This is a genomic window from Streptomyces sp. 8N706, from assembly GCF_052245415.1.
In the GTDB taxonomy this organism is placed as follows: domain Bacteria; phylum Actinomycetota; class Actinomycetes; order Streptomycetales; family Streptomycetaceae; genus Streptomyces.
Map to the genome: position 1 here is coordinate 1 of NZ_JBQQBW010000263.1, position 686 is coordinate 686.

Here is a 686-nt window from a genome sequence, read left to right on the forward strand (position 1 = left end):
GGTGGGCGGGCAGGTAGTCGGGGTCACTGGGTTCGGGGCGTGTGCCGTCGGGACGCAGTGTCTCGGTGACGAGGAGGTGGCGGTGGCGTACCGCGGTTCCGACGGCGGTGAGGGCGGCCGGGTCGATGGGGGGCGCGGGGAACTCCCAATAGTTCTGCAGCCGAGTCAGGCGCAGGGATTCCATGGATGCCCGCAGCGCAGGGGGCATGATCTGGTGCAGAGCCGCCAGTGCCCGCGCCGCGTCGTCCCCGAGGCCGAACATCGTGCTTGGCGCGGTCTGCAGGGCTACCGCGACCGCGAGGGCCTGGTCGTGGTCGAACAGCAACGGTGGCAGGGTTCGCCCGGCTCCGAGCCGGTAGCCGCCGTCGGGGCCGTGGATGGTAGCGATCGGGTAGTCGAGCTGGCGCAGAGTTTCGATGTCGCGGCGGACAGTGCGTTCGCTGGTCCCGAGCCGGGTGGCGAGCTCGCGCAGCGACCACTGCCGTCCTGATCCGAGCAGAGACAACAGCCGCAACGCCCGGTGTGAGGTGTTCGCCATCGTCCCATCATGACCGGTAGTGGCCACTCGGTGTCCACTACCGGTGTCAGCGTGGGTTCTGTTCAGTGAGCAGCGGCGCAAAGGACGGTCGGGTATGCGGGTGGTCGTGGTTGGTGGCGGGATCGGCGGGCTTGCATTGGGGGCGGGG

At 69.5% G+C, this 686-nt stretch carries 1 protein-coding gene; it reads right to left on the reverse strand.

The genetic code is table 11. The annotated features are described in order from the left end of the window. A partial coding sequence (locus ACTWQE_RS34180; protein ID WP_443332976.1) for a helix-turn-helix transcriptional regulator occupies positions 1 to 538 on the reverse strand: 538 nt, incomplete at its 3' end. Between the last annotated feature and the right edge of the window lie 148 nt (positions 539 to 686).